The organism is Streptomyces sp. CNH189 (genome assembly GCF_000527195.1).
This window is the reverse complement of record NZ_AZUS01000024.1, coordinates 69,533-95,311: the sequence shown is the minus strand read 5'-3', so window position 1 is coordinate 95,311 and position 25,779 is coordinate 69,533. Positions and strand designations below refer to the sequence as shown.

Annotated in this window: 20 protein-coding genes and 3 pseudogenes; 9 read left to right on the top strand and 14 right to left on the bottom strand. The window is 70.6% G+C overall.

All coding sequences use genetic code 11. The features are described from left to right. Positions 1–63: 63 nt before the first annotated feature. The 5 genes and pseudogenes from B100_RS0128335 to B100_RS37320 form a co-directional block, all read right to left on the bottom strand. Positions 64–1,356, bottom strand: a complete 1,293-nt coding sequence (locus tag B100_RS0128335; RefSeq protein WP_024887779.1) for a glutaminase — start codon at positions 1,354–1,356, stop codon at positions 64–66. Positions 1,357–1,571: 215 nt separating this feature from the next. Continuing rightward, the gene (locus B100_RS37760; RefSeq protein WP_158686753.1) at positions 1,572–1,757 is read right to left on the bottom strand and encodes a zinc-binding dehydrogenase; all 186 of its coding nucleotides are present in this window, start codon (positions 1,755–1,757) and stop codon (positions 1,572–1,574) included. Between the two features lie 101 nt (positions 1,758–1,858). Continuing rightward, positions 1,859–1,954, bottom strand: a pseudogene (locus B100_RS37755) ((4Fe-4S)-binding protein); the annotation flags it as partial. A 23-nt stretch (positions 1,955–1,977) separates the two neighbouring features. Continuing rightward, positions 1,978–2,286 carry a GNAT family N-acetyltransferase gene (locus B100_RS0128325; protein ID WP_024887778.1) on the bottom strand — a complete coding sequence of 103 codons (309 nt, stop codon included), beginning with the start codon at positions 2,284–2,286 and terminating at the stop codon, positions 1,978–1,980. A gap of 220 nt (positions 2,287–2,506) precedes the next feature. Beyond that, positions 2,507–2,836 (bottom strand): annotated as a pseudogene (locus B100_RS37320) (IS110 family transposase); the annotation flags it as partial. A gap of 355 nt (positions 2,837–3,191) precedes the next feature. On the opposite strand from B100_RS37320, the gene B100_RS0128320 reads away from it, so the two are divergent. Together B100_RS0128320 and B100_RS0128315 are read left to right on the top strand one after the other, a co-directional pair. After that, on the top strand, positions 3,192–4,028 hold the full coding sequence (locus B100_RS0128320; RefSeq protein WP_024887777.1) for an alpha/beta fold hydrolase: 837 nt from the start codon (positions 3,192–3,194) through the stop codon (positions 4,026–4,028). Beyond that, positions 4,021–4,608 (top strand): TetR/AcrR family transcriptional regulator, encoded by a 588-nt coding sequence (locus tag B100_RS0128315; protein ID WP_024887776.1) that lies wholly within the window; start codon positions 4,021–4,023, stop codon positions 4,606–4,608. Before B100_RS0128320 ends, B100_RS0128315 begins: the two co-directional genes overlap by 8 nt. A 102-nt stretch (positions 4,609–4,710) precedes the next feature. Here B100_RS0128315 and B100_RS0128310 read toward each other — a convergent pair whose 3' ends face one another. Then, a complete protein-coding gene (locus B100_RS0128310) occupies positions 4,711–5,019 on the bottom strand; it encodes an ArsR/SmtB family transcription factor (RefSeq protein ID WP_024887775.1) in 309 nt (102 codons plus the stop codon). Positions 5,020–5,092: 73 nt separating this feature from the next. Between B100_RS0128310 and B100_RS0128305 the strand changes: the two genes are divergently transcribed. Both B100_RS0128305 and B100_RS0128300 read left to right on the top strand, forming a co-directional pair. Further along, positions 5,093–6,109: a zinc-binding dehydrogenase gene (locus B100_RS0128305; RefSeq protein WP_486585718.1), complete on the top strand. Its 1,017-nt coding sequence runs from the start codon at positions 5,093–5,095 to the stop codon at positions 6,107–6,109. Between the two features lie 384 nt (positions 6,110–6,493). Next, the gene (locus B100_RS0128300; protein ID WP_024887773.1) at positions 6,494–7,285 is read left to right on the top strand and encodes a VOC family protein; all 792 of its coding nucleotides are present in this window, start codon (positions 6,494–6,496) and stop codon (positions 7,283–7,285) included. A 12-nt stretch (positions 7,286–7,297) separates the two neighbouring features. Here B100_RS0128300 and B100_RS0128295 read toward each other — a convergent pair whose 3' ends face one another. Beyond that, a complete protein-coding gene (locus B100_RS0128295; RefSeq protein WP_024887772.1) occupies positions 7,298–7,693 on the bottom strand; it encodes a RidA family protein in 396 nt (131 codons plus the stop codon). Positions 7,694–7,934: 241 nt separating this feature from the next. On the opposite strand from B100_RS0128295, the gene B100_RS0128290 reads away from it, so the two are divergent. Next, a complete protein-coding gene (locus tag B100_RS0128290) occupies positions 7,935–8,273 on the top strand; it encodes an STAS domain-containing protein (protein ID WP_024887771.1) in 339 nt (112 codons plus the stop codon). Positions 8,274–8,423: 150 nt separating this feature from the next. Further along, the gene (locus tag B100_RS0128285) at positions 8,424–9,236 is read left to right on the top strand and encodes a formate/nitrite transporter family protein (RefSeq protein WP_024887770.1); all 813 of its coding nucleotides are present in this window, start codon (positions 8,424–8,426) and stop codon (positions 9,234–9,236) included. Between the two features lie 38 nt (positions 9,237–9,274). On the opposite strand, the gene B100_RS0128280 is transcribed toward B100_RS0128285, so the two are convergent. After that, complete coding sequence (locus B100_RS0128280) at positions 9,275–11,149, bottom strand: ABC transporter ATP-binding protein (protein ID WP_024887769.1); 1,875 nt, start codon at positions 11,147–11,149, stop codon at positions 9,275–9,277. Between the two features lie 328 nt (positions 11,150–11,477). Between B100_RS0128280 and B100_RS0128275 the strand changes: the two genes are divergently transcribed. From B100_RS0128275 to B100_RS0128265, 3 genes are all read left to right on the top strand, one after another. Next, positions 11,478–12,053 carry a TetR/AcrR family transcriptional regulator gene (locus B100_RS0128275; protein ID WP_024887768.1) on the top strand — a complete coding sequence of 192 codons (576 nt, stop codon included), beginning with the start codon at positions 11,478–11,480 and terminating at the stop codon, positions 12,051–12,053. 53 nt (positions 12,054–12,106) lie between these two features. Beyond that, the gene (locus tag B100_RS0128270) at positions 12,107–13,291 is read left to right on the top strand and encodes a GDSL-type esterase/lipase family protein (RefSeq protein ID WP_024887767.1); all 1,185 of its coding nucleotides are present in this window, start codon (positions 12,107–12,109) and stop codon (positions 13,289–13,291) included. A gap of 287 nt (positions 13,292–13,578) precedes the next feature. Next, positions 13,579–16,851 carry a glycoside hydrolase family 2 gene (locus B100_RS0128265; RefSeq protein ID WP_024887766.1) on the top strand — a complete coding sequence of 1,091 codons (3,273 nt, stop codon included), beginning with the start codon at positions 13,579–13,581 and terminating at the stop codon, positions 16,849–16,851. A 66-nt stretch (positions 16,852–16,917) separates the two neighbouring features. Here B100_RS0128265 and B100_RS34365 read toward each other — a convergent pair. The 6 genes and pseudogenes from B100_RS34365 to B100_RS0128235 form a co-directional block, all read right to left on the bottom strand. After that, a pseudogene (locus B100_RS34365) lies at positions 16,918–19,275 on the bottom strand (AbfB domain-containing protein). A gap of 132 nt (positions 19,276–19,407) precedes the next feature. Further along, a complete protein-coding gene (locus B100_RS0128255) occupies positions 19,408–20,442 on the bottom strand; it encodes an ABC transporter permease (protein WP_024887765.1) in 1,035 nt (344 codons plus the stop codon). Further along, positions 20,439–21,401, bottom strand: coding sequence for an ABC transporter permease (locus tag B100_RS0128250; protein WP_024887764.1), 963 nt, complete (start codon positions 21,399–21,401; stop codon positions 20,439–20,441). The genes B100_RS0128255 and B100_RS0128250 overlap by 4 nt, the downstream gene beginning before the upstream one ends. Next, on the bottom strand, positions 21,394–22,953 hold the full coding sequence (locus B100_RS0128245; protein ID WP_024887763.1) for a sugar ABC transporter ATP-binding protein: 1,560 nt from the start codon (positions 22,951–22,953) through the stop codon (positions 21,394–21,396). Before B100_RS0128245 ends, B100_RS0128250 begins: the two co-directional genes overlap by 8 nt. Before the next feature lie 70 nt (positions 22,954–23,023). Further along, entirely contained in the window at positions 23,024–24,118 is a 1,095-nt protein-coding gene (locus B100_RS0128240) for an ABC transporter substrate-binding protein (RefSeq protein WP_024887762.1), read from the bottom strand. A 365-nt stretch (positions 24,119–24,483) separates the two neighbouring features. Next, complete coding sequence (locus tag B100_RS0128235) at positions 24,484–25,512, bottom strand: LacI family DNA-binding transcriptional regulator (RefSeq protein ID WP_024887761.1); 1,029 nt, start codon at positions 25,510–25,512, stop codon at positions 24,484–24,486. Positions 25,513–25,779: the final 267 nt, after the last annotated feature.

Here is a 25,779-nt window from a genome sequence, read left to right as displayed (position 1 = left end):
GACAGCCGGCCGGCGATGAGCGGCCTCGTGCCCGCCACGTTCTACTGTGGACGGCTTCTGGTATCAGCGGTCCTGCCCGGCGCATTCACCAACCTGATCAAGGTTGGCCACGACCGTGACCCGGCCGCCATCGCCGGGATCGGGATCGGGCATGACCGCCTCGGGGTCGACGAGGTAGACCTCGTGGCCGTCGAGCGTCAGCCGACGCACAACCTCCAGGAGCACGCGTCGCGCAACGTCGTCCATCGAATGCACCCGTGTGAGGTCCAGGGCCACCTTGACCTCAAGGTGGGCGGTGCCCGCCACCTCCCGAACGACCTTTTCCGCTGCGGCGAATCCCAAGCCGCCCTGCAACTGAACGACCTGCAGGGCGTTGGGTCCGCTGCCGACGACGTGATGGGTGCGCAGGACCGCGCGGGCGGCGGCGGGTACCTCCATCACATGCAGACCCATGTCCGAGGAGAATCGTTCGAAGAGCGACACCCCGCGAACGCTGTTTCCGTGGCTGTCCAGTCGTGGTGAGAACGTGGCGATGCCGATTTGACCGGGGAGTGCGCCGATAAGACCCCCGGCCACCCCGCTCTTGGCCGGAATACCGACCTGCGTCGCCCAGTCACCGGCCGCGTCGTACATTCCACAGCTGAACATGACGCTCAGTACCTGACGCACCACCGGCTCCGGCACCACCCGCTCGCCCGAGAGCGGATTCACCCCGCGGTTCGCCAACGTCGCGGCCATCATCGCCAGATCGCGCGCAGTGACGAGCAGGGAGCACTGACGGATGTAGCCGTCGACAACGGCCCGCACATCGCCGGTCAGGACGCCGTAACTGCCGAGCATGTGAGCGATGGCGAGGTTGCGGTGCGCGTGCTCCATCTCTGAGGCATGTACCGCCTCGTCCATCTCCAGTCGGCGCCCTGCGAAGGCCGAGAGGCCGTCGGTGACGCGTGCGACGCGCTCAGACGGCTCGAGATCCTCCGCGCCGGCCAGTGAGTGAACGGTGATCGCACCGGCGTTGATCATGGGATTGAGAGGGCGCCCTGTGCCGCTTTCAAGGGAGATCTCATTGAACGCCTCCCCGGATGGCTCGACTCCGACTTTTGCGAGCACGTGGTCGAATCCCCGATCCGACAGGGCGAGTGCATACACGAACGGTTTGGAGATCGACTGGATCGTGAATTCGGTGTCGATGTCACCGGCACCGTAGACCTCACCGTCCACCATGGCAAAGGCGGCCCCGAGTCGCTCGGGGTCCGCTGTCGCCAGCTCAGGGATGTAACCGGCAGTTTCTCCGGACGTATCCGAAGCCACATGTCCCAGTGCCTCGGTGAGGTAGTCGGGAATCATGGACCTCATTCGTCCTCCTTCATCGGATGGTCACTTCATTGGAAGATGAAATCCACTCCGCGCGAGAACCACGACATGCCGATATCCTCTCGCACAATCAGGGGAAGCGAATTCGCGCAGTACGCCCGGTGACGGCGGCTGACGAAATGAGGTGACCGCCGCTGACTGCCTTTTCCAGGGCGGGCGTCGGTGGGGCACCCCACGGACTCCGGAGAGCCGGGACGTTACGCCGGGAGGATGACGAGCGTGCCGCTCAGGTGCCCGGACCGGCTCACGGCGAGTGCCGCCGCCACCTCGTCCAGGGGGTAGGCACCCGCCGTGGGCACCCGCAGTCGTCCCTCCTCGATGAGGGCGAGGATGCCACCGAGTGCTTCGGGATCCCCCGTCCCCCCTCGGTCACGTGCACCCAATTCCGGTGCTCGCGGCGTCGAAGGCCACGAGAGAGGTCGCGTGCCGGGCCGCCGGCGAGGGCGATCGCGTTCAACTTCCAGCCGGCCGCGCGTGCGAACTGCAGGGCGCCCGAGGGGCAGCTCCGCACTGCCTCGGCCAGTTGATCGGCCGTGACGTTGTCCGGCTGGATCCAGGGGTGCTTCGTCGGGTCGAACACCCCGGGCAGGCCAGTACGTCTTCTCAGTCACTGACCTTGCTTCGGGACTGGTACAGCAGGTCCTGGTACTCGGGGTGCCGGGCGATCCAGCCCGCGAAGAAGGGGCAGGTGGCGAGCACCCGCAGCTCCGCCGCGCGTGCCTCGTCCAGGGCGGTGCGGGCCAGCGCGGACCCGACTCCCCTGCCCTCGTACTGCGGCTCGACCTCGGTGTGCACGAACGCGATGAGTTCCGTCGTACGGATGTACTGCGCGATGCCCGCAGGCTTGGACTCCCCGTCGACGCGGGCCTCGTAGCGCTTCGCCTCGGGAGCGTCGCTGACCTCGACTGTCATGTGCCCTCCATGTGGGCCTGCTACCAGGCCTTGCTGCCACTCGGCTCGACGGGTGTCCGTCGGCCAGGTCTCCACCCTAACCTCGTCTGGTTGATGCATCAACTTGTATGCGACGGGGCGCCCGCGCCGCCGGGGGCCTCCGAGCCCTTCGGCGAGCGAGCCGAGGGCTCCTCGACCGGTAGGAGGTTCCGTCGCGGAGCATGGCGAACAGGGCGCTGACATGGACGGCGGCCGGCGACTTCGCCGGCGACGACACGATCACGTCGAGGGCGCCGTTACCCGGTACGACGACGGTCTGCTCGTCGAGGGCGGCGAAGAGGTCGTCGATGAGCCGCTCGGCCGTGCTCGGGGCCTCCGGGCCGGACGACCTTACGGCGGCCGGCCTTGCGCAGAGCGGCCGGGGGCTGAGTGAGGCAGGCCGCGGCTCGGCGGTGACCTCACCGGTCAAGGGCACGCATGGTGTGGGGCATTGTGTGAGCGGCGTCCGCGATGACGGCCGTGTCGCGGGCGCGGTTCTGGCCTCGCCCGGAGAAAGGTCGGCGATCCGTCGGGCACGACGCGAAGCGGCGGACGGCGCGGACAGTCACTGTCAGCGAGCGAGGGACCCGGCGATGATCGCGTTGATTCCGCCGAGTTGGGTCACCTGCTCTTCGATCTGGACCGCCCAGCCACTCCCCGGGCCCGTTGCCTCCACTGGCTTCTGCTCTCGACCCGCAGGACGAAATCTGCTCGTCGGTGAGGCCGGCGCTGCTCGGCGCAGCCGGTTCTTGTGCGGACCACGGCATGCGCGGAGGCCTGCGCCCCGCCTGCGCGTGGCCGGAGCTGGTACCGTTGGCTACTGTCATTAGCTTGCAAGCTGATCGAGTTAGCCTTCAGCTGTTGCGCTCAACGAGCAGGGAGTTGTCATGGGTGAATCCGTGTCCGTCCCGGGCGGCACCATCGCCTACGAGACGTCCGGGGCAGGCCCGCTGGTCGTTCTGGCCCACGGCATGGGGGACAGTCGCGCGGCGTACAGGTTCCTCGTGCCGCGTCTGGTGGCAGCGGGGTATCTGGTTGCCGCGGTCGACCTGCGGGGCTGTGGCGAGTCGAGCGCGCGATGGCCTTCTTACTCGCGCACCGACATCGCGGGCGACCTGCTCGCGGTGATTCGCCACATCGACAGGGGCCCGGCCGTCCTGGTCGGCCACTCGGTCTCCGGGGGCGCCGCCACCATCGCGGCCGCCCAGGACGGCGGCCTGGTCACGTGCATCATCGAGCTGTCCCCCTTCACGCGCCCCCAGTCGATCAAGCTCGGCGACCTCCGCTCGAAGCGTTACCGTACGGGTGCTCTCCAGCTGCTCGGCGCCGGTCTGTTCGGCAGCGTGGCGCTGTGGTCCCGCTACCTCGACCACGCCTACCCCGGCTCCAAGCCGGCCGACTGGACGGACCGGCTGGCTCGCGTCAAGGCATCGCTGGGTGAACCCGGCCGCATGCGCGCGATGCGGAAGATGGGGCTGTCGGCGCCCACCGATGCCGGCGCCCAGTTGGGCAACGTACGGTGCCCTGCCCTGATCGTGCAGGGCTCGCTCGACCCCGACTGGGTCGATCCGCGCGCCGAGGGTGAGGCGATCGTGGCTGCGATGCCGGCCGGGGTCGGAGAGCTCGCGGTGATCGAGGGCGCCGGCCACTACCCGCACGACCAGTACCCCGAGGAGACGGCTTCTCTGATGCTGGCCTTCCTGGAAGCACACGCTCATGCCTAGGGCGGGCCTCAATACGAACGCTGTCGTCGAGGCAGGAGCGACGCTTGCCGACGAGGTCGGTCTGGCGGGCCTGACCATGGGATTGCTGGCCGACAGGCTCGGCGTGCGGCCGCCCTCCCTGTACAAGCATGTCGGCTCGCTGCAGGAACTGCGGCGCGGCATCTCCGTCCGGGCCAAGCGTGAATTCGCCCATCGGCTGGCCCGGGACTGCGTGGGCCGTTCCGGCCCGGACGCGGTCCGGGCGTTCGCCGACGGTTACCGTCACTGGGCCCTGCAGCATCCCGGCCGCTACGCCGCCGCTGTCCCCGCTCCGGCGGCTGACGACGAGGAGGACCGCGACGCCGGGGAAGAGGCGTTGGAGGTTCTGCTCGATGTCCTCGCCGGTCTCGGCCTGCCCGACGCGCGCGCGGTCGACGCCGCACGGGCGCTGCGATCAGCCCTTCACGGCTTCATCACCCTCGAGGGCGCCGGCGCCTTCGGGATGCCACGCGACGTCACGCGAAGTTTTCGTTACCTCGTCGACACCCTGATCGCCGGCCTTCAGGCCGACCTTGATCCCTCCTTCGAGGACGCTCAATAGACCGTCGGACGTACTGTGCGGTTGACGAGGCCGCCGGCTAAGACGTGCTTCCGTCGCGCCCTCGGTCTCACCCCGTAGCGTGCGGCCGGAGGGCCTTTTCGGCTAGAAGACGTCGCGCAGGGTCTCCAGGAGGCACGCTATGTTCTCTTCGTCGCGGCGGTAGTAGGTCCACTTGCCTCGCCGGGTGGCGACCACCAGCCCTGCCTGCCGCAGCGTCGTGAGGTACTGCGAGGTGGTCGGCTGACTCAGACCGGCGCGCCGCTGGATGTCGCTCACACAGACGCCGATCTCGACGTCCTCGGGCTTCTGGCCAGGGAAGCTCATCGGCTCCTTGAGCCACACCAACATCTGGCGGCGGGCTGGATTGGACAGAGCCCGGAACACAGCTAGCAACTCCGTCTCCGAGAACACGCGCTCATCGTAACGCAGTGATGCATTGACGATTAGCAATGTATCGATTTATGGTTGCCGTATGTCCTCTTTGATGCGAGTCATGGAACTTGTCCGCTTCGGTGACCCAGAGGCCGCGTTCGCCGCCGGGGAGATGCCGCGGCCCGCTCCGGGGCCGGGCCAGGTGCTGGTCCGCGTGGAGGCCACGTCCGTCAATCCCCTTGATCTGCAGACCCGGCGCGGTGACTACCAGGACCAGGTCGCGTTGCCCGCGGTGATCGGCAACGACGTGTCCGGCGTGGTGGTCGACACCGGCCCTGGGGCAGACGGTTTCCAGCCGGGTGACGAAGTCTGGTACCTGGCACCGATGTTCGCCGGGCAAGGCACCTATGCCGAGTTCCACGTGGTCGACGAGGCGCTGGTCGCCCGCAAGCCCGCCGGCCTGTCGCACATCGAGGCCGCCGGTCTCGTGCTCGTCGGCATGACGGTGTGGGAGGCCCTGGTCGAACGCGCCGGGGTACGGCCGGGGGAAAGGGTCCTGGTGCACGGCGGAGCGGGCGGGGTCGGTTCGGTCGCCGTCCAGATCGCCGACGCGCTAGGAGCCGAGGTGATCACCACCGCGCGGGCCAAAGACCACGAGTTCGTCACCGAACTCGGCGCCGACACCGCGATCGACTTCTCGGCGGGTGACTACGCGCCGCAGATCCGCGCGATGGGCGGGGCGCACGTCGTCCTGGACACCGTGGGCCGGGACACCCTCAGCCGCAGCCCGGAGGTCCTCGCCGACCGAGGCCGTGTGGTGTCCATCGTGGACACCCCCGAACCCCAGAACCTGCTCGCCGCGTGGGGCGTGAACGCGACCTACCATTTCGTCTTCGTCAGTCCCGGCCGGGCGAAACTCGAGGCCCTCGGCCGACTGGTCGACCAGGGGCGACTCCGACCAGTGATCGGTGCCGTGCTGCCGCTGGCCGACATCACGGAGGCACACGTACTGCTGGAAGGCGGCACCACCCGCGAGGGCCGCAGCCGCCCTCGCGGCAAGATCGCCATCGCCGTGCACCCCTTGGACCGGCCGACGCACGACACCGGGGTCGCCGGGCGAGGGGAGTAGCGGAGCCGTCTCCCCTTCATGCCCTTTCGCACAGCGGCTCGGCGAGCAGACCGCGAAGAAGAGTGCTCGTGGATCGACCTGCCGGGCAGGCCAGGCCCCGGGCGCGCACCGACATGAAAGGGGCGGCCGGGGCTGGACCCCAACGAGCGGTCACCGCCGCCGGGTCGATCGCTCCACCCGGCCGCTTCGGCGCCGCCGAGAAGCCGCCGCCTCGGCCCTTACAGCGGAGCGTCCGTCTGCCGTTCACCGGGGGCCGTCGGAGAGGGAGGCGTAGGCGCACCGTGCTTTTCGCCGTCCGGGACGCCCGGACGGCGAAGCCGGAGGGCGGGCACCGGCGCCCGATGGCAGGCTGAGGCCATAGGCCAGCTCCGAAAGGACCTCGCGGTGATCACCACTGACTTCGCCCCCGGCTCGCCCTGCATGCTCGACCTCGGCGTCCCCGACGTCCGGGCCGCCGCCGCCTTCTACGGCGCGGTCCTCGGCTGGGACTACGAACCGATGGAGGAGGACGTCGAGGGCGGCATGTTCCGCAAGGACGGCAAGATGGTCGCCGGCCTCGGCAAACTCACCGAGGAGGGCGCCCGGCCGGCCTGGATGATCTACTACACCGTCACCGACGCGGACGCCACGACCCGGGCCGTGGAGAGCGGCGGGGGTACCGTCCGCGTCGCGCCGATGGACATCGAGCAGTGGGGCCGGATGGCGCAGTACAGCGACCCGCAGGGCGGCCAGTTCGCCGTGTGGCAGCCTGGGGAGAGCACCGGCGTCGACCTGGTCGACGAACCCGGCTCGCTGTGCTGGACCGAGCTGTACACGAGCGACGCGACCGCGGCCCGGCAGTTCTACGGCGACGTCCTCGGATGGCAGTTCAGCGATATGCCGATGCCGGGCGACGAGGGCACGTACACACTGATCACGCCGTCCGGGCTGCCCGAGGAGCGGATGCACGGCGGCCTGCTCCAGGTCGGCGAGGACGCCCTGTCGCTGGCCGGCGGGCGGTCGTACTGGCACCCGGTGTTCGCGGTCGCCGACTGCGACGCGGCCGTCGCTCAGGCGACCGCGAAGGGCGGCAGCGTGCAGATGGGCCCCGTGGACGCGGAGGGGGTCGGCCGGATGGCCCTGTGCCTCGATCCCTTCCGGGCCGACTTCGTCCTGCTCACCCCGTCGGAGAGCTGACGGACCGGGCGGTCAGCCGGCGGGATCGGCCCGCCGGGCCTCCACCTCGACCTCGATCCTCATCCGGGGATCGGCGAGTCCGCAGACCATCATGGTCGCGGCCGGCCGCACCTCCCCGAAACAGCGCCGCAGCACCGGCCAGCACGGCTCGAAGTCCTCGCGGTCCGGCAGCAGATAGCGCACCCGCACCACGTCGGCGAAGCCGCACCCCGCCTCCGCCAGCGCGGCTTCGACGTTGCGCAGGCACTGTTCGGCCTGCTCCACGACGTCGTCGGAGATCGTCATGGTGGCGTAGTCGAAGCCCGTCGTGCCGGACACGTGGACCCGGTCGCCGTCGACCACGGCACGGGCGTAACCGATCCGCTCCTCGAACGTCGAACCGCTGAGAATCGCTCGTCGGCGTGTCATGAGCGGTACGCCGGGGCGGGTCGTCGCGCATCGTCCGGGCCGTAGATCATGGCGGCATCGTAGGTGATCGGCAACTCACCGTGCCATGATGGGAGAACAAGAGACTGGTCGGCGTCACGGTGCCGGCTCGGGGTTCTGGCCGTCGCCCTCTTCCAGTGCAGCCGGATCCCGCCATCGTCGGCTGCCCCCAGCGGGCCGCATCGCCTTTGGGCTCACAACCCCCTAGAGGGGGCCGCCCACCATGCATTTCACCACACACATCGACGGTTCCACCGCACGGATCACCGTGCACGGAGACATCGACTACGACACCCTGCCCACCCTCCGTGCCGCCGCCGCCGAGCTGCCGCCGAGCGTGACCGTACTGGTCTGGGATCTGGAACACGCCCGCTTCATGGACGTCGCCGGTCTCCACCTGCTGTTCGAGCAGCAGGCACCGGAGTATCCGCCCCGCAAGACGACGGTGACCAACCTCGCCCCCCAGCCGCTGCGACTGCTGCTCCTCGCCGCCGAGGTCAAGCCCGACCTGGCACTCAGCCAGCTCTTCCCCGACACACCGACGGCCCTGCTCGACGACTGACATTGCTGCCGGCCGCCCCGCCCCCCGTCCGCCGCGGCACCGGTGGCGTGGTACGCACTGACGTGCGGGGGTACACGGCAGCACTGGCGGCCCCCGAGGGGCCGCGAGCGTGTCCACGAGACGAGGGAAGCCGGAAGCGGGGGAACCGCCATGGAACCTGACGACCAGATCATGGAAGGCCCGGGGGAGCGGCGCGTCGCCGAGGCGGCGGAACGGATGGTGGCGGAGGGGCGCCCACGTCTGCACCGCACCTGGATCTCGCTGGTGGCCACCTCGCTGCTCGGCGGTATCGACGTGGGCGTGGGCGTCATGACGCTGCTGTTCGTGCAGCACGAGACCGGCAGCGACCTCCTGGCCGGCCTGGCCTTCTCCGTGGGGCTGATCGCCCTGTTGCTCGGGCACAGCGAACTGTTCACGGAAGGCTTCCTGGTCCCGGTCGCCACCGTGATCGCCGGCGCGGCCACCTGGCTCGGCCTGGTGCGGATGTGGGCGACGGTCCTGGTGATGAACCTGGTCGGCGGATGGGTGTTCCTCTGGATCGTGATGCGGGCCTTCCCGGACCTGCACGGCACGGCGGCCGAGGCTGGAGCGAAGTTCGTCGACGGCGGGTACTCCCTGAGCACCTTCTGCCTGGCCGTGCTGGGCGGCGGCGTCATCACGCTCATGACCCGCATGCACCAGGGCACCGAATCCATGACCGGGAAGATCGTCGCATCGGTCTCTGCGGCGTTCGTGCTCGCCGGGCTCGGACTCTGGCACTCCGTCCTGGACTCCCTGATCGCGTTCGCGGGCCTGCACGCCGGCGGCACGTCCTACGGGTACGGCGACTGGGTGGTGTGGTTGGCCTGGGCGGTCCTCGGCAACGTCGTGGGCGGCCTGCTGCTGACGACGGCACTGCGCCTCGTACGCAGTGCGCCGGTGCTGAGCGAGGACAGACCCTCGACGAAGGCCGGCGGCGCCTGAGCCCTGGCGCCGCCGGCCCTTCCCACGGGAGCGGCGCTTCAGCGGTCCTGCGACAGGTGCAGCAGGTCGGCGAAGGTGCCCCCGGCGTGGACCAGGTCGTCGTAGGTGCCCTGCTCGGTGATGCGGCCCTGCTCCATGACGACGACGTGATCGGCGATCCTGGTGTTCTCCAGGCGGTGGGTCACCACGATGGTGATGCGGTCGCCCGCGATCGCCTTGATCCGCTCGAAGATGCCGTGCTCGCCGCGCGGGTCCATCTGCGACGTCGGCTCGTCGAGGATCAGCAGCGGCGGACGCCGGTACAGGGCCCGGGAACAGGCGAGCCGCTGCCACTGGCCGCCGGACAGTTCGGCACCGCCGAAGATCTCACGGGCCAGGAGCGTGTCGAGACCGCGGGACAGGCCCTCCACCGCGTCGCGCATCGCGACGGCGTCGACGGCCTCCCACACCTCGTCGTCGCCCGCGCCGCGCGGCTGCCCGAGCGTCACGTTCTCCCGCACCCGCAGCGGCCACTGGGCGAAGATCTGCGGCACCAGACCGGTGCGGCGCCACACCGACGCGGGGTCGGTGTCCGCGAGGTCGACGCCGTTCCAGGTGACCCGGCCCTTGTCCGCGACGTAGATGCCGGTGATCAGCCGGGTCAGGGTGCTCTTGCCGGACCCGTTGACGCCGACGACGGCGAGGATCTCGCCACGCCGCAGCGTCAGCGACACGCCGTCCACGGCGGGCTTGTCCTTGCCCGGGTAGCGGTAGGTGACCTCCTCGAGGCGGATCTCCTCGACCTGGGCTCCCACCTCGTTCCGACCCCGCCGCGGGGCCCGCGCGGCGGCGTCGTCGAGGAATGCCTGCATGTCGCTGAGGTACAGGCTGGTGTGGAACACCGCCGCGCCGTTCATGACGACCTGGGACAGCGCGGCCAGCGTCGTCTGCACGGCGATCACCGCCGTGGCGGCCACGGCCGGGGCGATGCGCCCGGTTGCCGCCAGCCAGGCGAGCATCCCCCAGGTCAGCACCAGGAACCCGCCGCCGGCGAGGGACGACAGCAGGGCGATCCGCAGGGTGCGCGGGGCGGCGGACAGCGACCGCCGGTCCACCCGCTCGGACAGGGCGCGGTACCAGTAGAGGATGTAGTCCGTCATGCCGTTGGCGCGGACCTCGTCGGCGTACTTCGGGGTGGTCGCCCACCAGCGGGTCATGCCCCGCACGGTGCGGTCGGCGACGTTCGCGTAGTGGATCTCGTAGTCGACGCGCGCGGTGAGGACGGCTCCCGCGCCCGCCGGGGCGACGGCCAGCAGGAGCAGCGGCAGCATCAGCGGGTTCAGCACCGACAGGACGCCGCCGGCGGTGACCATCTTGATGAGCGCTGCCATGAAGCGCTGGGCGTCCATCACCATGACGTGCGTGCGCATCACGCCCATCTCGGCGGCCTCCTGACGGTCGGCGAAACCGTCCACGGCGTACGCCTCGGCCTCCACCTGGCACACGGCCTCGACCAGCGCGCAGTCGGTCTCCGTGGTCAGCCGCGGGGTGATCCGCCGCTCGGCGTACGTGGCCAGCGCGACCGACGCCCGGGCGACGGCGCTCGCCGCCGCGACGACGACCAGCGCCGGCAGCGCACCGCGCAGCCGGTCCTCGACCGCCCCCGAGCCGAGCAGCGGGCCCATCGCCCTGGCCGTCGCGGTCAGCAGGAGGGCCGCGGACACCCCGGTCACCAGCTGGCAGGCGAGGAGCAGCAGCACGGCCCGGTGGTCGGTCCGCCACGCCATGGCGCAGATCCGCCGCAGCACCGCGGGGAGCTGGGAGCACAGGGCGCGGAAGCCGACCTGGCCGAGCGGGTTCACGGAGTGGTGTCCCGAGAAGGTGATCTCGGCGGGCGGCGGGGGCGGGACGGCCTGGGTGGTCGGTCGGGTCACGGCACTTCTCCCTGCTGGTCCGAGGGGTGAGGGCGACGGCACCCGGCTCAACGAGGAGGCCGCCGGTATCGAACACACGTGTTTCGGACGACGTCCTGCCCGTGCGGGACGCGGCGGCCGGGGTACGAGTGCTTGGGTCACGGGGCCTCCCGAGTCGCGGCGGGTGGCCGAAACGCCGATCGCCGGTGCGCCCCCGAAGGGGCGCGGGGAACCGCGCGACCAGCCCCCGACGGCCCGCGGCCGCCGAGTGAGCAACTTCACTCCTCCGTTTTTTGCCTAAAAGCTTTAGGTGAAGGCACACTCGTTATAGCCGAAGGAGAGGGTGCTCATGGCTCCGCGTGTAGGACTGACCACCGAACGCCTGACGAGAGCGGGCGCGGACCTCGCCGACGAGGTGGGTTTCGACCAGGTGACCGTCTCGGAGCTCGCCCGGCGTTTCGACGTCAAGGTGGCGAGCCTGTACTCGCATCTGAAGAACTCGCACGACCTCAAGACCCGCATCGCGCTCCTCGCCCTGGAGGAGCTGGCCGACCGCGCCGCCGACGCGCTCGCCGGACGGGCCGGCAAGGACGCCCTGGTCGCCCTGGCGAACGTCTACCGCGACTACGCCCGGGAGCACCCCGGCCGCTACGCGGCGGCCCAGTTCCGGCTCGACCCGGAGACCGCCGCGGCCAGCGCGGGAGTGCGGCACGCCCGGATGACCCGGGCCCTGCTGCGCGGCTACGACCTGGACGAACCGGACCAGACCCACGCCGTCCGCCTGCTGGGCAGCGTCTTCCACGGCTACGTCAGCATCGAGATGGGCGGCGGCTTCAGCCACAGCGCGCCCGACACGGAGGAGACCTGGTCCCGCGTCCTCGACGCGCTGGACGCCCTCCTGCGCGCCTGGCCGCCCGCGCCCTGACCCCGCGGCGCACCCTCCTTGCCCCCTCCACCCCCACACGGACGGACCGAGACATGCCCTCCGCACCCCTTGCCCACACCACTCCCGTCACCGCGGACCTCGTGCGCGGTGCCCTCGATCTGGAGCAGACGCCCGACGGTCTGCTGCCGCACCGCCTGCCCGCCTGGGCGCGCGCGCAGAACACCGACGGACAGCTCGCCATGGCCGAGTCCCAGCCCTCCGGCGTCCGCCTGGCCTTCCGCACCCGGGCCACCGTCGTCGAGCTCGACACGGTCCCCACCAAGCGCGTCTACGTGGGTGCCCCGCCCCGCCCGGACGGCCGGTACGACCTGGTCGTCGACGGTGAGCACGCGGGGCAGGCATCCGCGACCGGCGGCAACACCGTCACCATCGACATGTCCACCGGGAACGCCGAGATGAGTTCCGGGCCCGCGGGTGGCGTGCGCTTCGACGGCCTGGCCGACCGCGACAAGACCGTGGAGATCTGGCTGCCGTACAACGAGATCACCGCGCTCGTCGCCCTGCGCACCGACGCCCCGGTGGAGCCGGCGCCGCCCTCCGGCCGACGAACCTGGCTGCACCACGGCAGCTCCATCAGCCACGGCTCCGACGCGGCGAGCCCCACCACCACCTGGCCCGCGCTCGCCGCGGCGGCCGGCGGTGTGGAACTGGTCAACCTGGGCTTCGGCGGCAGCGCCGTGCTCGACCCGTTCGTCGCCCGGACGATACGCGACACACCGGCCGACCTGATCAGCCTGAAGATCGGCATCAACCTCGTCAACGCCGACGTGATGCGGCTGCGCGCGTTCGGTCCCGCCGTGCACGGCTTCCTGGACACCGTCCGGGAAGGCCACCCCGACACCCCGCTGCTGGTCGTCTCGCCGATCCTGTGCCCCATCCACGAGGACACCCCCGGCCCCACGGCCTTCGACTTCAGCCGGCTCGCCGAGGGAAAGCTGTCGTTCACCGCCTCCGGCGATCCGGATGAGCGGGCCGAGGGCAAGCTGACGCTGAACGTGGTGCGCGACGAACTGGCACGCATCGTGGAGGAGCGCGCGAAGGACGACCCGCACCTTCACCACGTCGACGGCCGCGTGCTGTACGGCGAGGCGGACCACGCCGAACTCCCGCTGCCGGACCGGCTGCACCCCGACGCGGCCGCCCACCGCCGCATCGGCGAACACTTCGCCGCCCACGCCTTCGCGGACGGCGGCCCCTTCGCCGACGCCGAGAGCTGACCAAGGCCGGCTGTTCCCTCCGAGGGCCCGGCCGCACATGGAACCAAGCCTTTCCTCGCGCCCGGCCGCCCCCTCCTCGGGGCGGCCGGTAGCGGTCACGGTCATTATCCGCCGGCCGAGCCGCTGTTGACGCACAGTCACCTCTGCGCAAAGCCTGGACAGCCGCCGAACCTCGTGTTGTCATTCCGCTGCACACCGGATTTCCAACGTTGGAATAACTCCCGGCGGAGCTGACGGCCACCCCCGTTCCGCCGTGGCCCCATGCCCCCAGCGCGAGGAAAGGTTCGATGACCAGACAACACCCCCGCCCGCGATCCAGATGGTGGGCCGTGCTGACCGTGACAGCCCTGGCCCTGTCCACGGGCGCCCTGGCGCCCGCGGCGACGGCCGCGGCACCGCCAGTTGACGGTGCGTCCGCCGCCCGGGCCGCCGACAGCGACGTGACGGTGCACGGGCTGAAGGGCGAGTACTTCCGCATGTCGGCACCCGGCGCCCGGGACTTCGCCGAACTCGGTGGCACCCAGCTCGAGCCACAGATCAACCTCGCCGGTCTGGCCGGCACGTTCGAGGAGCTCACCGGGCGGACGGAGCACACCACCGCCCGGTGGACCGGCCAGATCGAGGTGCCGAAGACCGACGACTACACCTTTCACGCCGTCGGCGACAACGGCTTCCGCCTCTTCATCGACGGCGAGCCGGTCATCGACCACTGGGAGCCCGACTGGGACCGCGAGCAGACCAGCGCCCCGGTCACCTTGACGGCCGGCAAGACGTACGACTTCCGCATGGAGATGTTCCAGGACGTCGGCGGGGCGAACATGTTCCTGCGCTGGTCGACCCCGACGCTCCCCAAACAGCTCGTCCCCATGACGGCGTTCACCCCGCCCGCCGACTTCGAGGTCTACCCCGTCGAACTGACCGTGGGCCAGGACGGACGCACGCTGCGCGCCCGCTTCGACGGCAGGGTGAGCGACCTCGCGCGGGTGGCCGAGCACCTCAAGGTCGAGGCCGACACGACGGCCATGCCGATCACGTCGGTGAGGACCGTCCCCGGTGACCGCGACTCCCTCCAGGTCACCCTCTCCGAGGCGGTCCAGAAGAACCAGACGGTCCGCGTCGTCTACGACGGCGAGGGCGGCCTCAAGGCCGGCGGCGAGACCGTGCCCCGTGTCGCCCGCTACGCCGAGAACGTCTCCACCCGTCGCCTTACCACCCCGTGGGGCGACAAGGTGAACAAGAACAACCCGCTGCCCGAGTACCCGCGCCCCCAGCAGGTCCGCAAGCAGTGGAAGAACCTCAACGGCCCGTGGCAGTTCGGCGCCGCGAAGGCGGGGGAGCAGCCCGTCTTCGGCAAGAACCTGAACGAGAAGATCATCGTGCCGTTCCCGGCGGAGTCGCTGCTCTCCGGGATCGAGCGGCACGAGGACCACATGTTCTACCGCAAGCTCGTGGACGTGCCGAAGAACTGGAAGGTCGGCAAGGGCGGCAAGGAGAGACTCAAGCTGAACTTCGGCGCCGTCGACTACCAGGCCCGCGTCTGGGTCAACGGCAGGAAGGTCGCCGAACACACGGGCGGCTACAACGCGTTCAGCGCCGACATCACCGACGCGCTCAAGAACAAGGGCCCTCAGGAGATCGTCGTCGCGGTCACCGACACCGGAGGCGCCGACCAGCCGCTCGGCAAGCAGTCCACCAGCCCCGGCGGCATCTGGTACACCCAGTCCTCCGGCATCTGGCAGACCGTGTGGATGGAACCCGTCGCCGAGACGTCCGTCGACAACGTCGTCACGACGCCGGACATCGACACCGCGACCCTCGCCGTGACCGTCGAGTCGGCCGGCGCGTCCGCGAAGGCGCGCGTCGAGGCCGTCGCCCGCGACCACCGCGGCAAGGTCGTCGGCAAGGTGACCGGCCCGGCCAACAGGCAGTTGAAGCTGCCCGTGGCCGACCAGCACCTGTGGAGCCCGGACGACCCCTACCTCTACGACCTCGACGTCACGCTGAAGGACGGCCGCTCCACCGACACCGTCGACAGCTACTTCGGCATGCGGAAGATCGGCATCGAGGACGTGGGCGGTTACAGGAAGCTCGTCCTCAACGGCAAGCCCGTCTTCTCCCTCGCCACCCTGGACCAGGGCTTCTGGCCCGACGGGCTCTACACCGCGCCCAGCGACGACGCCCTGGCGTTCGACCTGAAGGCGCACAAGCAGCTCGGCTTCAACGCCGTCCGCAAGCACATCAAGGTGGAGTCGCCGCGCTGGTTCTACCACGCGGACCGGCTCGGCCTGCTGGTGTGGCAGGACTTCGTGTCCGGCACCATCACCAACGCCACCGGACAGAAGGCGTTCGTCGACCAGGGCCGCGAGATGATGCGCCAGCACCACAACTCGCCCTCCGTCATCGGCTGGATCGTCTTCAACGAGGGCTGGGGCGAGTGGAACCGCGAGGAGACCGGCAAGCTCACCGACGCCGTGAAGGCCGCCGACCCCTCCCGCGTCGTCAACGCCCACAGCGGGGTCAACTGCTGCAACAGCAAGGGTGACTCCGGCCGGGGCGACATCATCGACCACCACGACTACACCAACGAGGACCCGCCCTTCCCGGACCACCGCGCGGCCATGGACGGTGAGCACGGCGGCTTCACCCTGCGCTCCCCGGGGCACATGTGGCCCGGCCCGCCCACCGTCATCTACAGCGGCGTGGACAGCAAGGAGGCGCTGACCCGCAAGTACGTGGAGAACACCGAGAGGTTCTACCTCGACCAGGCCGCCGCGGAGCTGTCCGGCTCGGTGTACACCCAGATCACCGACCTGGAGAACGAGCTCAACGGCCTCTACACGTACGATCGCAGGGAGATCAAGGTCGACCCCGAGCGGGTGCGTGAGATCAACCTGAAGGTGCTCGCGGCCGGCGCCTCGGCCGGTCAGCGCGAACAGCTGAAGGGCGGCGGCCACTGGTCCCTCGACGAGGGCACCGGCACCACCGCCGAGGACGACGGTCCGAACGGCAAGGCGCTGAAGCTCACCCCGGGCACCACCTGGACCACCGGGGTCAGCGGCGGCGCGCTGAAGTTCGACGGCAGCGGGCAGTTCGCCCAGACCGACGGACCGGTGCTCGACACCACCGGCAGCTACACCGTCTCCGCCTGGGTCACCCTCGACGCGCTGCCCGGCAACTACGCCACCGCCGTCAGCCAGGACGGCCGACGCCAGACGAGCCCCTTCTACCTCCAGTACGGCCAGGGCGCGTTCGCTTTCAGCACGCCTGACGGACAGCGGGCCCGCCTGGAGATGCGGCCCGAACTCGGACGCTGGTACCACCTGGTGGGCGTCCGGGACGGTGCCACCAACCAGATCACGCTGTACGTCGACGGCAAGAAGGCGGCCACCGTCACCGGCGGTCCGAACTACGTCGGCTCCGGTCCCCTCGCGGTGGGCCGCGCCAAGTGGAGCGGTGACGACACCGATTTCTGGAACGGCTCCGTGGACGAGGTCCACGCCTACGACAAGGCGCTCACCGCCGAGGAGGTGACCGCCCTCCACCAGTCGGAGAAGCCGTAACACCGGCAGGACGAGGGGGCGGACGCCGTGGCGTCCGCCCCCTCTCGCGTGCCTGTCACACGCCGCTCACGGCGTCCAGGGCGCCTCCACCGCCCAGGTCGTGTCCTCGCTGAACAGGGCGGGGGAGTCGTAGGCGCGCGTCCCGCCCGGGACCGCCAGCCACAACGCGGCGTCGTAGTGGCGCAGGTACTGTCCGGGGAAGTTGTACGCGGACAGCCGGACCCCGCCGTTCGCTCCGCGTACCGGGCAGAACGTGGCGTCCGCGCGGAACAGGTCGCCGCTGCCGCCCTCCTTGTGCACGCGCGAGTCGCGGTGCCGCAGATACTCGCCCAGGTAGTTGCGCGACTCGAACGAGTAGCAGGAGGTGTCGGCCAGGCCGGGAACGATCCGCCAGGTGGCGTCCGCCTTCAGCAGCGCACCGCTGCCGCCGTTCACCACCTCGGTGAACGCGGCGCCGTCCTAGTGCCGCAGGTAGCGGTCCGTGTGGCCGGGCGTGGTGACGCGCAGGGACCTGAACTGGCCGGCGGGCAGGGTCACCGGGGCGGCCGGTGAGCGTGAGGCGTCGATCAGCGCCCGGTTGGCCGCCCGGACCCGTGCCTCGTCCACCTTGACCACCTGGCGGTCGTAGGTGAGCAGGCCGTTCGCCTCGTTCTCCACGTCGGTGATCTCGGTGTAGACCGCGGCGGACAGGCCCCGGGGCAGGCGCACCTCGCGGATGCCGTCGAGGAGTCCGACGAACCGGTCGTTCAGGTGGGCGAGGTCCGGCTGGTCCTCGTAGCTGAAGCCGCCGCCCGGGTACCACTCGTGACCCGAGACCTTGAAGCCGAGCCCGCCGTACTCGCCGAGCACCGCGGCCCGGGTGGAGCTGGGCGCCGTCGTGCCGGGTCCGACGTAGACGTGGTGGTCGACGACGTCGCCGTTCCCGCCGTCGACGGCGCCGCAGCAGTTGACCCCGCTCATGTTGTCCACCAGACGCGACGGGTCGTACGCCTTCACCTCGTCGGCGATGCGCGCCTGGTCGTACTGGCCCCAGCCCTCGTTCTGGTTGACCCACATGACCAGCGCGGGGGAGCTGCGGTGCTGGTCGATGACACGGTTGTACTCGGCCTCCCACTGCACGCGCGCCGCGGCGTCCGGGGTGCGCTCCATGGAGGGCATGTCCTGCCACACCAGCAGACCCAGCCGGTCGGCCCAGTAGAACCAGCGCTGCGGCTCCACCTTGATGTGCTTGCGCACCATGTTGAAGCCCAGGTCCTTGTGCTTCTGCAGGTCGAACCGCAGGGCCGCGTCGGTCGGCGCGGTGTAGATGCCGTCGGGCCAGTAGCCCTGGTCCAGGGTGCCGGTCTGGAACACGAAGTGGCCGTTGAGCACGGGCCGCAGGACACCGTCCACCCGGGCGAGACCGACGGTGCGCATGCCGGTGTAGCTGCCGACCGTGTCGACCGTCGCCGAACCGGACAGCAGGTCGGCGCGCACGTCGTAGAGGAAGGGATCGTCGGGTGTCCACCGGTGGGCGTTCGGCACCGGGACGGTGAACTCCGTGCCGACGGGACCGGTGGCCGCGCCGACCGCGGTGCCGCCGGAGGAGACGGTCACGCGGGCCTGGTGTCCGCCCGTCCCGGAGCCTCGCACGGTCACCTTGAGCCGGTTGTTGGTGAGGTCCGGCACCATGTCGAGCCGGGTGATGTGCGCCGCCGACGTGGGCTCCAGCCACACCGTCTGCCAGATGCCGGAGGCGGCCGTGTAGAAGATGCCACCACCCGGGTGCGGGGTGACGTCGTTCAGCCGCTGCTTGCCGACCGCCTGGCTGCCGTTCTGGGTGGGGTCCCACACGGAGACGACGATCGTGTTGGTACCGCCCCGGCTCAGCAGGTCGGTGACGTCGTAGGAGAAGGAGTCGAAGCCGCCGTCGTGCGTGGCGCCGGCCTGCCGGTCGTTGACCCACACGACGGTGCGCCAGTCGCTCGCGCCGAAGTGCAACTGGACGCGCCGGCCGTCCCAGCCGGACGGGACGGTGAACGTGCGCTTGTACCAGAGCTTGTCGTTCTGCGTGATCCGGCGCTGGATGCCGGACAACGCCGACTCGGCGACGAACGGTACCCGGATCTGATCCGGGAACACGGCGGGCCGGCCGGCGTTCGCCGAGGTGACGGCGAAGTCCCAGACGCCGTTGAGGTTCGCCCAGTCGGGGCGGGTGAGCTGCGGGCGCGGATACTCCGGCAGCGGGGTGTCGACGGGGACCTGGTTCGTCCACGGCGTGGTCATCGGCGCGGGCTTCGGCGTCCACGCCGCCGGCACCGCGGTCGCGGCCCCGGGAACGGTGAGGGCGGTGCCGGCCAGCAGGGCCAGCACCGCCAGGACGGTCGCCGTCCACCGCGGTCTCGGGCGGGTGGCGGGCGGGACGGGTACGGGCGTTCTACGCATCGTCACTCCTCGGGAAGTGGGGGTGGGAGACGTGCGTGTGCGAGACGCGGCCGGCCGCGCGAGGTGCGCGACCGGCCGCCCGTACCGGACGCGGCGGCGGGAGCCAGGGCGGCCCGCCACCGCGTCCGGGGTCTACAACAGTTGCCGTCGGCGCCCCAGCCACGTCTGGGCGACGACCACCACGGCCAGGAAGGCGCCGCTGACGACCTGCTGGTAGGAGGAGTCCAGCGAGCCGATCTGGTTGATGACGTTCTGGATCACCTTCAGCAGCAGCACCCCGACCAGCGACCCGCTGACGTAGCCGAGCCCGCCGGTGAGCAGCGTGCCGCCGATGACGACGGCGGAGATGGCCTCCAGCTCCATGCCGTTGCCGAGGATGGTCACCCCGGAGGCGAGCCAGGCGGCGTTCAGCGCCCCGGCGAGGCCCGCCAGCACCCCGGACAGCGTGTAGACGAGGATCTTGGTGCGGGCCACCGGGGCGCCCATCAGCGCCGCCGCGTCCTCGTTGCCGCCGACCGCGTACACGTGCTGCCCGAACCGCGTCCGGCGCAGCACGACCGCCCCGGCGACGAACAGCGCCAGCATGATCCACACCGGGTTGCCGAGACCGAGCGTGCTGCCCTGTCCGAGCTCGGCCAGGAACGAGCCCTTGCCGATGAGATAGGTGTCGGCCCCCTCGTCGGTGATCGCCAGCATCAGACCCCGCGCGCCGAGCATGGCCGCCAGGGTGACGATGAACGGCGCCAGGCGGGAGCGGGCCACCAGCAGGCCGTTGACCACACCGATCGCCCCGCACACCACCAGCGGCAGCAGCAGCGCCACCAGCGTCCCGTGCCGGGAACCCCAGGCCGCGAGCACCCCGCCGAGCGCGAACAGCGAGCCGACCGACAGGTCGATGCCCCCGGTGATGATCACGAACGTCATGCCGAGCGCGACGATCGCCAGGAACGCCGAACTCGTCGCCATGTTGCTGACGTTGTCGCCCGTCGCGAACGAGTCGAAGCTGAACGTCGCCACCAGGGAGACGATCACCAGCACCGCCAGCGCGCCGTGCTGCTGGACCAGGGCGGTCAGCCGCTCGGACCGCGCCGGCCCCACGGGCCCGTTGCCCGCCGTCGGCTTGCCGTCGTCCACGCTCACCGGCGCCTGCGTCTTCGTGACGGTCATCGCTTCCCCCGTCCCCGCGCCGCGTAGACCGCGGCCACGATCACTACGGCCTGCGCGATCTGCGTCCACGACGGCGGCAGATCGTGCTTGATCAGGGTGGCGGTGAGCAGTTGGATGAGGACCGCGCCCGCCACCGTCCCGGCGATGTTGACCCGGCCACCGGTGAGCGGCGTGCCACCGACCACGACGGCGGTGATGGCGGACAGCTCCATCAGATTGCCCAGCGACGTCGGGTCGCTGGCCTGCAGCCGCGCGGTGGCGAGCACCCCCGCCACGGCGGCGAGCAGCGCGCAGATCACGTACACGAGGATCAGTACGCGGCGCACCGGCAGTCCGGCGAGCTGCGCGGCCGGACGGCTGTCGCCGATGGCGAGCAGTTGCCGTCCGAAGGTGGTGCGGCGCACCACGAACGCCACCAGCAGCGCCAGCACGGCGGCGATCAGGAAAAGGTACGGGATGCCCAGCACGTCACCGGAACCCAGCGACGCCAGCTGCGGGTTGCGCAGGTCCTCGAGCTGCGGCAGCAGCACCAGGGCCACGCCCCGCCCGCCCACCATCAGGGCCAGTGTCGCCACGATGGGCTGCACCCCGACCAGCGCCACCAGCGCCCCGTTCGCCAGGCCGACCGCGGCGGCGAACAGCGCCACCACGACCAGCGCGGGCACCAGGCCGTAGCCCAGGTAGAGGGCGGTCACGGAGGCCGCCAGTGCCATCACGGCACCCACCGACAGGTCGACGCCCTCGGTGCCGATGACCAGGGCCATCCCCAGCGCGACGATGATGACGGGCGCCACCTGCACGGCCTGGGTGCGGAAGTTCTCCACGGACAGGAAGTGCGGCGTGATGGCGATGTTGACGGCCAGCAGCAGCGCCACGCCGGCGTACACGCCGTACTTCTGCAGCCACTGCAGGGTGCGGGCCTTGTCCAGCGGGACGGTCTTGAGAGCGGCTTCAGCCATCGGTGGCCGCCTCCTCGACCGCGTCCCCGTCCGGGGAGTGCCCGGCGATGGTCCGCATCAGCTTGTCCTCGGTGACCTCGTCGCCGGTCAGCTCGCCGACGACGGCACCGTCCTTCAGTACGACCACGCGGTCGGACCCTTCGATCAGTTCCTCCAGGTCGGAGGAGATGAGCAGGACGCCCAGGCCGTCGGCGGCCAGTTCGTCCACGAGCTTCTGCACCTCGGCCTTGGAGCCGACGTCGATGCCCCGGGTGGGCTCGTCCAGGAGCAGCACCTTCGGGTTCATCGCCAGCCAGCGGGCGAGCAGCACCTTCTGCTGGTTGCCGCCGGAGAGTTCACCGACCTTCTGCTGCGGCGAGGACGCCTTGATGCGCAGCCGCTCGATGAAGGTGTTCACGATGCTGTCGACGCGGGCCTCGGAGACCAGCCCGAAGCGGGAGAGCCGGGGGAGCACGGCCAGCGAGATGTTCTCGCGGACCGACAGCCCGGGCACGATGCCCTCGCTCTTCCTGTCCTCCGGCAGCAGACTGACGCCCGCCCGGATCGCGGCCGGTGTGGAACCCCCGCGCAGGGGCACCCCGGCCACCGTCACCCGGCCGGAACTCGTCGCCAGCGCACCGGAGATGGCCTTCGCGGTCTCGGTGCGCCCGGAGCCGAGCAGCCCGCCGAGGCCCACGACCTCGCCCGGCCGGATGCTGACCGACACCCCGTGCAGCTGGTGGGGGACCGTCAGGTCCGCCGCCTCCAGCACCGGCCGGGTGTCGGTGGCGTGGTGGTCGCCGGTGAACTTCGTCAGTCCCTCCGACCGCACCTCGCCCAGCTCCCGGCCCAGCATCGTGGACACCAGGGAGAGCCGGTCCAGGTCGGCGAGGCGGCCGTGGTGGACGCGCCGGCCGTCGCGCAGCACGGTGACCGTGTCGCACACGGCGTACAACTCGTCGAGCCGGTGGCTGACGTAGACGACGGCGATGCCCTCGTCGCGCAGCCGGCGGATGACCGAGAACAGCGTCTCGACCTCCCGCGGTTCGAGGGACGAGGTCGGCTCGTCCATGATGACGATGCGCGCCTCGCTCGCCACGGCCCGGGCCAGGGCGACCATCTGCTGGGCGCCGACGCCGAGGCCGCGCAGCGGCCGCCGTACGTCGACCCGGACGCCGTAGGCGCTCAGGGTCTCCTCGGCCTCGCGGTGCATACGGGCGAAGTCCAGCAGGCCGAAACGGTTCCGCGGCTCGCGGCCCAGGAACAGGTTGCGGGCCACGCTCAACAGCGGGATGAGATTGACCTCTTGGTAGATCGTCGAGATGCCGGCCTTCTGCGCCTCCAGCGGGGTCGCGAAGGAGACCTCACGCCCCTGGAAAACGATGTCACCGGCGTCGGGCCGGTACACACCGGTGAGGAGCTTGATGAGGGTCGACTTGCCGGCGCCGTTCTCGCCGATCAGGGCGTGGACCTCACCGGCGTGCAGGGTCAGGTCCACGTCGTCCAGGGCCCGGACGCCGGGAAACGTCTTGCTCAGTCCGCGGACGGCGAGGACTTCGGCGGGGGGAGCCACCTGTGCCTCCAGGATGAAAAAGGGGTGACGGACGGACGGGGGCCCGGGGGCCGGGCCCCCGGCGACAGGCTCAGTAGGCCTTGCCGAGGTCCTGCTCGGCGTTGTCCGGGCCGTAGGCGCCGTCCTGGATGATGATGTCCTGGTGGACTTCCTTGCCCTGGGTGAAGTCGTCGAGGGTCTGGAAGGCCAGCGGGCCGAACCGCGGGTTGGACTCGACGACGCCGCTGATCCAGCCGTCCACGACGCCCTGGACGGCGTTGCGGGTGCCGTCCACCGTGACGATCTTGACGTCGCCGGCCTTCTTGCCGGCGCCCTTCAGCGCGGCCACCGCGCCCAGGCCCATCTCGTCGTTCTCCGCGTAGATGCCCTTGATGCCGGGCTTGGACTGGATGAGCTGCTCGGTGACCTGCTGGCCCTTCTCCCGGGCGAAGTCACCGGTCTGCTCGAAGACCACCTTCAGGCCGGGGGCCTTCTCGGCGACCCGCTCCTTGAAGCCCTTGGTGCGCTCGGTGGTGACGTTGTTGCCGGCCGAGCCGAGCAGGATGGCGACCTCGCCCTTGCCGCCGGTGGCCTCGATCATCTGGTCGGCGGCGCGGCGGCCCTGCTCGACGAAGTCCGAGGCGATGAAGGAGACGTAGTCCTTGCAGGCGGTGGCGTTGATCTTGCGGTCGATGGTGACGATGGGGACCTTCTTGGCGGCGGCGGCCTGCAGCACCGGGTCCCAGCCGTCGGAGTTCAGCGGGGCGATCACCAGCAGGTCGGCGCCCTTGGCGAGCAGGTCCTGCACGTCGCTGATCTGCTTGGAGAACTGCGACTGGGCGTTGGCCGTGAGCAGCTTGACGCCTCTCTTGGCCGCCTCGTCCTTGATGGACTGCGTCTCGGCGATACGGAAGGGGTTGGCCTCCTTCTCCGACTGGGAGAAGCCGACCGTGGCGCCCTTCAGGTCGATCTTCTCGCCGCCGTAGGCGTCGACGGTGCAGGTCTTGCTGCCCGGCTTCGGCTCGGCCACCTTCTGGCCGGCGTCGGCCGCGGCCGTGGGCTTCTTGCCGTCCGCCGCGTCGTCCTCCGACTTGGCGCAGGAGGTCGCGGTGAGGGCCACGGCGGCGGCCAGGGCCACGACCACGGGACGGGCGAGGAGGAGGGAACGGTGAGTGGTGCGCTGCATGGTGACCCCGATCCGGGTGACGCTGAAAGGGAACTGGGGAGCCGAAGGACGCGTGCGGTGGAGCTGCTCCCCCTGTGCACAACGGCGTCCGGTGCGCCGCCAAGGAGGTTTTACATCGTTGGAAGGACGCTGTAAACCCCTCGTGCACAAGGTCCGGAAGGGCGGAGCGGAAGGGGTGTCACGAGGAGTTGGCGTCCACGCCGAAGTCGCGCTCCACGGTAAGCGCGTGCGGTGACGGTCGTTAAGTGCGCCGCCGCTGCGGCGCGTTGAGGGACCGGGACTCCCGGTGCCCGGCCCTACCTGTCCCGCGCGTGAACGCGAAGCCCGCGGCGGGGGAAGGGAAGGGTGTGGGGGCGTACCGCCGGTCAGTCCGGCCGTACGCCCGCAGCCGGGCGGCCCAAGGTGCTTTCCCGTTCAACCAGTTGGTAGTCCGCCCAGATGCGGCGCGGCTCCGGGGCCCGGTCGCCCAGGCGGGCCAGCACCGACTCCACCGCGAGGCGGCCGATGGCGGCCTTGTCCGGGGACACCGAGGTGAGGGTGACCGCGCCGAAGCGGCCCTCGATCACGTCGTCGAAGCCCACCACCGCGATGTCCTCGGGCACGCTCAGTCCCCGTTCGTGCAGCACCCGCATCGCGCCGATCGCCATCGGGTCGTTGTAGGCGAACACCGCGTCCGGCCGGCGGCCGCTGTCCAGGATGTGCCGCATCGCCCGCGCGCCGTCGGCGTGCCCCCAGCCGTCGACGGCCGCGACCAGCCCCTCGTCCGCGGGCAGTCCCGCCGCCGTCAGCTCCTCGCGCCAGCCCCGGACGCGGAGCTGGGCCGGCTCGCTGCGGTCACGCCGCGCCCCGATGAACGCCACCTCCCGGCGCCCGAGGCCGATCAGGTGCCGCACGGCGTCACGGGCGGCGGCCACGTTGTCGATCGCGATGTGGTCGTACGGCAGGTCGTAGTCCCGCTCGCCGAGCAGCACCAGCGGCACGTCCTGGTCGCGGTCGCGCAGGTCCTCGGTCCGCAGCTCGATGGGGCTGAGGATCAGCCCGTCGATGACCCGGGCCCGGAAGCCCTGGCTCACCAGCAGCTCCTGGTCGCGTGATCCGCCGGTGTGGTCGAGCAGCACGATGTAGTCGTGCTGGGCTGCCGCGTCGATGACGGAGGCGGTCAGCTCGGCGAAGTACGGGTTGCCGAGCTCGGGCAGGGCGAGCGCGATGATGCCCGTACGGCCCTTCCGCAGGTGGCGGGCGGCGAGGTTGGGCTGGTAGCCGAGCGCGTCGATGGACCGCTGGACCCGCTCGCGCATGGCCGGCGTGACGTGCTGATAGTTGTTCACCACGTTCGAGACGGTCTTGATGGAGACCCCCGCGTGCGCGGCGACGTCCTTGAGGCTGACCCGCACGGCAATCCCTTCGTGAGCGGCCCGACTCGGTTGGCCGGTGCGGATGCGGTGCCGTCACCATGAGTCGTGTGCCGAGCCGCTGGGCTCAAGTTTTACAACGTTATACACGCCGTCACCGGACGCTGACAAGGCGTGGGACGAGGGCGCGGGAGGCGCCGTACGGGCGGTTCGGGCGCGCCCCGCTTCCGCCTCCGGCGTGGGACGGAACCGGTCCCGTGAGCGGCCGACCGCGCTGCCGTTTCTCTCACCTCCCCCCCATGACCGCGA

Excerpts from the sequence above, each read along its gene's own strand:
- B100_RS0128335 (WP_024887779.1), bottom strand. The coding sequence starts at position 1,356 with ATGAGGTCCATGATTCCCGACTACCTCACCGAGGCACTGGGACATGTG.
- B100_RS0128325 (WP_024887778.1), bottom strand. The coding sequence starts at position 2,286 with ATGACAGTCGAGGTCAGCGACGCTCCCGAGGCGAAGCGCTACGAGGCC.
- B100_RS0128320 (WP_024887777.1), top strand. The coding sequence starts at position 3,192 with ATGGGTGAATCCGTGTCCGTCCCGGGCGGCACCATCGCCTACGAGACG.
- B100_RS0128315 (WP_024887776.1), top strand. The coding sequence starts at position 4,021 with ATGCCTAGGGCGGGCCTCAATACGAACGCTGTCGTCGAGGCAGGAGCG.
- B100_RS0128305 (WP_486585718.1), top strand. The coding sequence starts at position 5,093 with ATGCGAGTCATGGAACTTGTCCGCTTCGGTGACCCAGAGGCCGCGTTC.
- B100_RS0128295 (WP_024887772.1), bottom strand. The coding sequence starts at position 7,693 with ATGACACGCCGACGAGCGATTCTCAGCGGTTCGACGTTCGAGGAGCGG.
- B100_RS0128290 (WP_024887771.1), top strand. The coding sequence starts at position 7,935 with ATGCATTTCACCACACACATCGACGGTTCCACCGCACGGATCACCGTG.
- B100_RS0128285 (WP_024887770.1), top strand. The coding sequence starts at position 8,424 with ATGGAACCTGACGACCAGATCATGGAAGGCCCGGGGGAGCGGCGCGTC.
- B100_RS0128275 (WP_024887768.1), top strand. The coding sequence starts at position 11,478 with ATGGCTCCGCGTGTAGGACTGACCACCGAACGCCTGACGAGAGCGGGC.
- B100_RS0128270 (WP_024887767.1), top strand. The coding sequence starts at position 12,107 with ATGCCCTCCGCACCCCTTGCCCACACCACTCCCGTCACCGCGGACCTC.
- B100_RS0128265 (WP_024887766.1), top strand. The coding sequence starts at position 13,579 with ATGACCAGACAACACCCCCGCCCGCGATCCAGATGGTGGGCCGTGCTG.
- B100_RS0128255 (WP_024887765.1), bottom strand. The coding sequence starts at position 20,442 with ATGACCGTCACGAAGACGCAGGCGCCGGTGAGCGTGGACGACGGCAAG.
- B100_RS0128250 (WP_024887764.1), bottom strand. The coding sequence starts at position 21,401 with ATGGCTGAAGCCGCTCTCAAGACCGTCCCGCTGGACAAGGCCCGCACC.
- B100_RS0128240 (WP_024887762.1), bottom strand. The coding sequence starts at position 24,118 with ATGCAGCGCACCACTCACCGTTCCCTCCTCCTCGCCCGTCCCGTGGTC.